Source organism: Planktotalea sp. (assembly GCF_039984035.1).
In the GTDB taxonomy this organism is placed as follows: Bacteria; Pseudomonadota; Alphaproteobacteria; order Rhodobacterales; family Rhodobacteraceae; genus Planktotalea.
The window spans coordinates 1-7,376 of sequence record NZ_JBDWVM010000373.1 but is presented as its reverse complement, the minus strand read 5'-3'; the positions used below and the strand labels follow the sequence as shown (position 1 = coordinate 7,376).

The window sequence follows — 7,376 nt, the reverse complement described above, 5'->3', positions numbered from 1 at the left end:
GATGGGTTGGACAGATTGTTTGGCGCCATCAAAATCTACATGGCCCGCACAATGCAGCAGCAATTGACAGAACATGAAAGTCAGCAAGCACAGGATCTACTGACATTCATCGCGAACATGGAGCACATTGGTGACATCGTTGATTGCGATCTTTTGCCCATCACACGCATGAAAACCGCGCGCCAGACTGACTTTTCTCAAGAAGGCTTCGCGGAAATAACCGAAGTTTATGAGGTCGTCTGTATGAACTTTGATTTGGCTGTAAATGCCTTTTTAACATATGATCCTGAGTTAGCACGACAGCTTTACGATACAAAAACGGTCGTTCGCCAAATGGAAGATGACTCTATCGCTGCACATATAGGCCGCATTGGTTCAGGTCGCGCAGACAGTATCGAAAGCAGCGATCTTCATCTTGATATGCTTCACGGTTTCAAACGCATAAATGAGCACCTAATAACAACGGCGCATCTGACGTTAAACGCTAACAGCTAAACTGATATCCTTAACCGGAAAACGCTTGAATCACGAATTCGCTCCTTAACTGATTTTGCAGTTGCCGCGAATGTCTGCAATGACAGGCCGCACTGCAGCATGATTGAGAACGCGCCAAGATCAGCTTCGGGCCGTCCTCTCGAACGGCCCATTGGTTTAGATTTCAATTACTTCAGAAATCGCCAAGGCATCTTCGAGTTCAACACCCCGATATCTGACGGTGCTGTCCATCTTGGTGTGTCCAAGGAGAAGCTGAACCGCCCGCAAGTTGCCGGTCTTCTTGTAGATCTGGGTCACCTTTGTTCGCCTCATCGAATGCGTGCCACATGCGCTCGCTTCAAGACCGATCGCCGTGACCCAGTCTCTGACGATCCGTGCATACTGGCGTGTCGAGATGTGCAGGCGTTCATGGAACCGGCCTGGCCAAAGATACTCTGAGCCGATCATGACCTCATCTTTCATCCACTTTTCGACCGAGGCACGTGTGCCTTCGGATATCTCAAATCGCACAGGTTTCTGTGTCTTGCTTTGTAACACCGATGCCCGTTCTTTGATCTGACCAGACGCCATGACTTCGACGACCTTCATCTTCACCAGGTCACAGTCACGCAGCTTGCTGTCGATTGCCATATTGAACAACGCAAGGTCGCGATGGTTCTCGGCCCGTTCCAGTCGAACTCGGATCGCCCAAACGTGTTTGGGCTTCAACGGCCGTTTCTGGCTAATGATGCGCCCCTTTTTCCAAGCTGAGCGAAGTGCGCGAATGGCTGGTAGAATTGGTGTTTCCATGACTGATCTTCCGATCCGCCATACCCTCCAAAACGACAACCCGGCGTTGACAAGGCGCCATATCACAGGATTGCTGCGCTGCCTCTGAGGTCGGCGTTGAGCCCAATGTTACCAATGTCGCAGTCTGCAATAACGTTTAGAATACTCCGAATGCCGACGTTGGTGATCGAAGCGCCTTTCTAGAGCAGCCCTTAGCATTTGTCTAAAGCATAGTACTGGGGCGATCTCTCCTTGGGCATCTTATTCTTGCGCGGACAGAATTTCTCCAATCTTGAGCGCTTTCATTGGATTTCCATCGACCTTAAGTTGACGCATCATGAACGCCTTGGCAGGGTTTTTCACACCCATCGCTATGTCATAAAACACGTGGGATTCTGCAGTTAACGTGATGTCTGCAACTTTATCGCTCTCGATTGCTCCCGTTTCGTCCACAAAGAACGTCGACAAATCAGGCATTTCTAGCCGCACAGTGCCCTTAATCCGGCCTTTTGAACGTTTGGTTATAAGTTCTAGCATTTCCGATCTGCTTGGTTCACTCACAATAGTCTCCTTTTCCTATGATCCTGGCAGCTTCCAAATGCTTGGTTACCACTGCCGCAAACAACTTTGTCGCCATTCGCCTGGCTTGCGAAGTTTGGTGATTAGTCATTCCGTTATTGACCGGGATCAAACAATTCGACCAATCCAGCCGAAATGAAGTTCACCAACGGCTTTGGGTTTGAGGCAGCTTGGGCAAGTTGAGAATTGCCGTTAAGTGCCTGCGTAAATCGGTCGCTTTCCGTGAAGGCGAATAACACCGCACCGAGTAAAAACTGGTATGCCTCGATAACATCGTTCAGCGATTTGTTCGGGCTGGTGGCTTTAAGGCCAACGATAAATTTCTCAGCAGTTTTGTTGATTTTTTCAGCGTAGGTGTCATGTGGCAGCTCTTTGTTCAGTGCTAACTGCGCGATGATCCGATTGTAGTTTGACCATCCAACGGGGTCGGTTTTGGTAAGCTTCGCCAAGGGTAGCACGAAGGCTTCGACAATCGCCTTAATCTGAGTCGGTTGGTCCCCAGAATGAGTATCAACATTGGCCAACATTGCCTCACGCTCTCGGCGCAATATGTCAAACCGGCGGTCGATGACGGCGATCATAAGGTCGCGTTTGGTTTTGAAATAATAGTTAACACTTGCGGTTCTAACACCAGCTGCCGCCGTGATCTGACGGGTTGTTGTTGCGTCAAAGCCCTGTTTCGAAAACAGATCTTCGGCGACATCAAGGATACGATCCTGTGTTTTGCTGGATTTTTTGTACTGCGTTCTTTCCATACGATACCGTTATTGCATTTCCACAAATGGATCAATCGTTCCATTTTTGTTGACTCAAAAACGGAACAATTGTACCACTTTTAAACGCGACCGTTTTGGAGAACGAAAATGACGCTCACTTTATATCATTCTGCTTACTCGACCTGTTCGCAAAAGGTCCGGCTGACGCTCGCCGAAAAAGGGTTAGAATACACCTCAAATGAACTCAGTTTTGCCAAGCAGGAACAGTTGGAGCCAGACTACCTAAAGATCAATCCAAACGGTGTGGTTCCGACGTTGGTGGATGGCGACGATGTGATCATGGATAGTTCTGTAATCGTTGAATACCTAGAAGAGGCCTATCCAACGCCGGCATTGTCACCTTCAGATACCGTCGAGCGCGCAAAAATGCGCGTTTGGCTGCGGTTCATGGAGGAAGTGCCCACAAAAGCCGTTCGTATCCCGTCTTTCCAGCGCGTGTTTCTTCCCACATTGCGGTTGGTCAAGCGTCGAAGTGGTTTTGCCAAAGACACCGATCAACGCACGTTGCGCAAAGGGTTCTACGGCAAGATGAACAAGGGTCAGGGTTTCAGTGATCCCGAAATCGAAGAATCAAATCATCACCTTCGTATGACAGTCGAACGCATCGAAAAGGCGTTGGTGATCGGACCTTGGGTATTGGGGGGCCAACTGACGTTGGTCGATCTGACTTTGGCGCCCTTGATTGACCGGATGTTGGATATGGGGTGCCTGGAATTCTTCGAAGACGCACCAAAGACCTTGGAATGGATGGCGCGATTACAAGCGCGACCCAGCTACGATCAAGCATTCTACAAAGGCGCGCGGCTAAGCGACAGGACAGAATTTCAGTACGCAAAGCTGCGCAACTGGATTGGTGGGATCGTTTCAAAAAGTGCCTGAGATATTCTTTGGAAGGAAAAGACATGCGGTTTAGAAGACGACTGATCGACGGTATACCTATTGCGGAAATGAGGGTCGCTGAAGGCTGGAAACGGCTAAGCGGAGTGCAAACGGTAACAAAACTGCTCGCAGGCGCAGACTTGGACGTTACAGACACTGGGTTGATGCCCTTTTTGCAGCTCGATGCCGTTGGTCGATCTGAATTGGTAGCCCTTGGGCGATCGCTGCCCGATGCAGGTACAGGCAGTCATACGGCACTCTTGCCCATAATCCCCCAATCGTTTCGGGATTTCATGTTGCACGAAGCCCATGTGATCAATGCGTCGCGGGAAATGGCGCGCAGGTTTATGCCTTCGGTTTTCCCGATTACGCAGGTTTTTGAAAAGCTCGCGCGCAAACCGTTTCCCAAATTCAAACCGCACAAACTTTGGTATCAGCAACCAATTTATTACTTGAGCAGTCACATCAACATGGTCACTGACGGCGATCAGTTGGCATGGCCGCGCTACTGTGATGCGCTTGACTATGAACTTGAGATCGGAGCGGTTCTTGCGCATCCTCTTCGCAACGCCACGCCAGATGATGCCAAAGCGGCGATCGGCGGTTTTGTGGTCTTGAATGACTTTAGCGCCCGTGATGTTCAGATCGACGAAATGCAGTCGGGGTTTGGGCCACAAAAATCCAAACATTTCGGGTCATCCATTTCAGCAGAAATTGTGACAGCTGATGAAATCCTGCCGCGCTTGGAACGATTGACCGGAACCGTCAAGATCAACGGAGAAACCATCGCAGATGTGTCCTCGCATGGGGGGCAATTTACCCTTCCAGAGGCAATCGCATTCGCATCACAAAGCGAAGCTCTTGTTCCCGGGGAACTGTTCGGGTCGGGCACCCTGCCGGGCGGCGCAGGCATCGAAAACGGAGCAATGGTTGGGCCTGGCGACACGCTCACACTCACGATCGACGGACTGGGCAGTTTGACGAATATCGTCGGCAGCAAGGAGCCCTGATATGCAGATCATTGATCTTTCAAAGACAGTCATAGACAACCCCAAAGCCCCTTTCTTCCTTCGGATCAAAATTAAAGCGAACAAGCGTTTTATGACGAAGGTAATGCTACGTGTTCTCGGATTGCCTTTCCGTTTGATGCCCAAGGATTTTGAGGGTTGGGCGGACGACTCTATTCGCAAACTAGGCGTCCATGCGACCACCCATATTGATGCACCTCTACACTACGGGTCGACGTCCGAAGGCCAACCCGCGGGAGGGATCGAGGCAATGCCACTGGATCGGGGCATTGGTCCTGGCATCGTTTTGGACATGTCGCACAAAGCCGAAGGTGATCCGATCACGGTGGCCGACATAAAGGCCGAGCTGGCGCGTATAGACGGCGAAATCAAAGACGGGACGATCACGCTGATCCGCACAGACCGCGATAAGTTCCACGATGAACCCGATTTTTGGAAACGTGGCACTGGCATGAGTGCCGAGGCCACAGAATGGTTGATCGATCAAGGCAGTCGCGTGATGGGAATTGATCAATGGGGTTGGGATGTGCCGTTCCAATTTCATATTGCGCGTTCAAAGGCCGAAAAACGCGATGACCTGTTCTGGGAAGCGCACAGGGTCGGTATCCGCAAAGAATACTGGCATATGGAACAGCTGACCAACCTTGCAGCTTTGCCGCCGACGGGCTTCACCGTCTATGTGTTACCGCTTAAGCTGGCAGGTGCATCGGCAAGTCCAGCACGCGTCATCGCAATCTTGGATGGTGATACATGAGCACAGCACCTGAATCCGACAACGAATTCGCGCGGGGCTGGAAAGTTCTTGCAGCCTCATTCCTTGGCATAGGCGTAAGCCTCGTGTCATTGGTGTTCTACACTGCGGGCATTTGGATCATCCCATGGCAAGACGCGTTTGGGTGGACACGTGCAGAAATCGGTTTCTCTGCAACGTTAACAACAATCACACTCGTTCTTAGCGCGCCTTTTGCGGGCCAATTGATTGACCGCTTCGGACTGCGCACAGTCTCGACCTTGTCGTTGATATTTTTTGCTGCTGGCTTGTTATTGGTCGGCAGAATGAATGGCAATCTTTGGGTGTTTTATGGTTTAACAGTGGCCTACACATTGGTTGCCGTGGCGTCGACACCGCTTGCATTCACCCGCGCCGTCAACGCTTGGTTTCATAAAAACCGCGGTATGGCACTTGGGATCAGCCTGACGTCAACAGGTGTCGCGGCGGCCCTGTTACCACTTGTCTTGACGCCCTATGTTGAACAACACGGTTGGCGTGCAGGGTTTGCTTTGCTGTCTGTGATCATCTTGGTTGCGGTACCAATCATCTGGTTGTGGATTCCAGACGGTGGACCAGAAAGTACAGGCACAACACCTGTTACCCAACAGCGGATTCCAGAAGATAGCGTGCGCGATATTGTCAGTGGCATTGTGTTCTGGCGGCTTGCGGTCATTTTCTTTCTAATTGCCTTGGCCGTGTGTGGATTGATCCCAAGCTTTGTACCTTTGCTTCGTGATGCAGGCCTTAGCGCAGAAACCGCAAGCGCATATTTAGCGGCAATCGGTGTGTCCGTCATTGCCGGGCGATTGGTCACCGGCTTTCTTGTCGACCGCATTTTCGCGCCATACGTGACGGCGGCGGTATTTGCCTTCGTTTCGATTGGGTTGATGGTCTTTGGCTTTGGCGGGGTGGGCTTTGCGCTTGTTGGTGCAGTGGCGCTTGGCTTTGCCATCGGGGCCGAAGTTGATCTTATCGGCTACTATACGGCGAGGTATTTCGGGATGGGACGATATGGCGTTCTGTTCGGCATCCTTTACAGCAGTTTCAGTGTCGGATGCGCCCTTAGTCCTGTGATCGCAGGATATATCTGGGACCAAACGGGGTCATACGATCTTGCCTTAAAGGGAGCTGCGGTGCTTGTGGGAGGGGCTGTCTTGCTAACCCTAACACTGCCGCAATTTGACCAAGAGATGACGTGACCCTTTCAAACCCCAGGCCAAACGAAGTGATTCAATGACGACGAAGACGCAACCAAACATTCTATTGGCTCTTTGGACGTCATTCAATGAATTGCCCTTGTGGGTTCGGCTTTGGATGGTCCTATGGCTTATCCCGCTCAACATAACGAGCCTGTGTTTCATCAATGAACCGATGGGGGTCTGGGTCGCGGTTCTGGCCAATGTTGCTATGCTGCTCAACCTTCCGATTATGTTCAGAGAACGGCGACTTTCGCGAACGATGGCCTTGCCACACCTGCCATTCTGGACGCCTTTGGTGATTTTGATTTTCTGGATGGTGCCCGATGCATCGACGCTCTACGGTATGTTCCTGATTGCCTTAGCAGCCACCAACATCTTCTCGCTCGTGTTCGACTACATCGACGCCTATCGCTGGGCAAAGGGTGATCGTGGGTAGGTGGTAGCAGCGAACGATAGGGGGCGACGAACTACGGCGTGACGGTACGGTCAAGTTGCAAAGTGAGCTTTCCATTAAGTGCCATTTTTTTGCAATTAGCACCTAATCAAACTTCGTTCTGCCGTTAGATCGACAAAACATTTTCGCGCACAACGAAGGCCTGGAACCCGAACGTAGTGCTAATCATTGCCGTCGCGATCATTGCAAAGCAGACATTCTTCTCGGAAACTGACTGGGCGCTTTGTCCGCAGAACTGACCTTAAACACGACTGAAATCGAGCACCTGCAGCGAATGGCCGCTCTTGTGAAGCTGCAACGCGGCGCGTGATGTCGGGATGAAGGTCCGGTTTGGGCCGTTCGTGGAGTGAGGTACGCTTTTATGGTTGAGCATCGTGATTTTTTCGGTTCGCGCCATGTACCGTTGCCTACGGCGCTGGATCAGGG

9 protein-coding genes and 1 pseudogene are annotated in these 7,376 nt (G+C 51.2%); 6 read left to right on the top strand and 4 right to left on the bottom strand.

Annotation, left to right across the window (positions count from 1 at the left end; all coding sequences use genetic code 11):
* Positions 1-495, top strand: a pseudogene (locus ABJQ89_RS16550) (Na/Pi cotransporter family protein); the annotation flags it as partial.
* A gap of 156 nt (positions 496-651) precedes the next feature.
* Here the strand turns inward: ABJQ89_RS16550 and ABJQ89_RS16545 are convergent.
* The 3 genes from ABJQ89_RS16545 to ABJQ89_RS16535 form a co-directional block, all read right to left on the bottom strand.
* Complete coding sequence (locus tag ABJQ89_RS16545) at positions 652-1,284, bottom strand: tyrosine-type recombinase/integrase (protein WP_348497261.1); 633 nt, start codon at positions 1,282-1,284, stop codon at positions 652-654.
* Positions 1,285-1,524: 240 nt separating this feature from the next.
* On the bottom strand, positions 1,525-1,800 hold the full coding sequence (locus ABJQ89_RS16540; RefSeq protein ID WP_348497260.1) for an SCP2 sterol-binding domain-containing protein: 276 nt from the start codon (positions 1,798-1,800) through the stop codon (positions 1,525-1,527).
* A gap of 137 nt (positions 1,801-1,937) precedes the next feature.
* Positions 1,938-2,597: a TetR/AcrR family transcriptional regulator gene (locus tag ABJQ89_RS16535; RefSeq protein WP_348497259.1), complete on the bottom strand. Its 660-nt coding sequence runs from the start codon at positions 2,595-2,597 to the stop codon at positions 1,938-1,940.
* Between the two features lie 108 nt (positions 2,598-2,705).
* Here ABJQ89_RS16535 and ABJQ89_RS16530 point away from each other — a divergent pair, with 108 nt between their 5' ends.
* Genes ABJQ89_RS16530 through ABJQ89_RS16510 form a run of 5 tightly spaced genes read left to right on the top strand, consistent with a single transcriptional unit; the run spans position 2,706 to position 6,932 of the window.
* Positions 2,706-3,497 (top strand): glutathione S-transferase family protein, encoded by a 792-nt coding sequence (locus ABJQ89_RS16530; RefSeq protein WP_348497258.1) that lies wholly within the window; start codon positions 2,706-2,708, stop codon positions 3,495-3,497.
* 23 nt (positions 3,498-3,520) lie between these two features.
* Positions 3,521-4,507 (top strand): fumarylacetoacetate hydrolase family protein, encoded by a 987-nt coding sequence (locus ABJQ89_RS16525; protein WP_348497257.1) that lies wholly within the window; start codon positions 3,521-3,523, stop codon positions 4,505-4,507.
* A gap of 1 nt (position 4,508) precedes the next feature.
* Positions 4,509-5,279, top strand: a complete 771-nt coding sequence (locus ABJQ89_RS16520; protein WP_348497256.1) for a cyclase family protein — start codon at positions 4,509-4,511, stop codon at positions 5,277-5,279.
* Positions 5,276-6,496, top strand: coding sequence for an MFS transporter (locus ABJQ89_RS16515; RefSeq protein WP_348497255.1), 1,221 nt, complete (start codon positions 5,276-5,278; stop codon positions 6,494-6,496). The genes ABJQ89_RS16520 and ABJQ89_RS16515 overlap by 4 nt, the downstream gene beginning before the upstream one ends.
* 34 nt (positions 6,497-6,530) lie before the next feature.
* Entirely contained in the window at positions 6,531-6,932 is a 402-nt protein-coding gene (locus ABJQ89_RS16510) for a hypothetical protein (protein WP_348497254.1), read from the top strand.
* A 259-nt stretch (positions 6,933-7,191) separates the two neighbouring features.
* On the opposite strand, the gene ABJQ89_RS16505 is transcribed toward ABJQ89_RS16510, so the two are convergent.
* The coding region (locus ABJQ89_RS16505) for a hypothetical protein (protein WP_348497253.1) at positions 7,192-7,376 on the bottom strand (185 nt) is incomplete at its 5' end.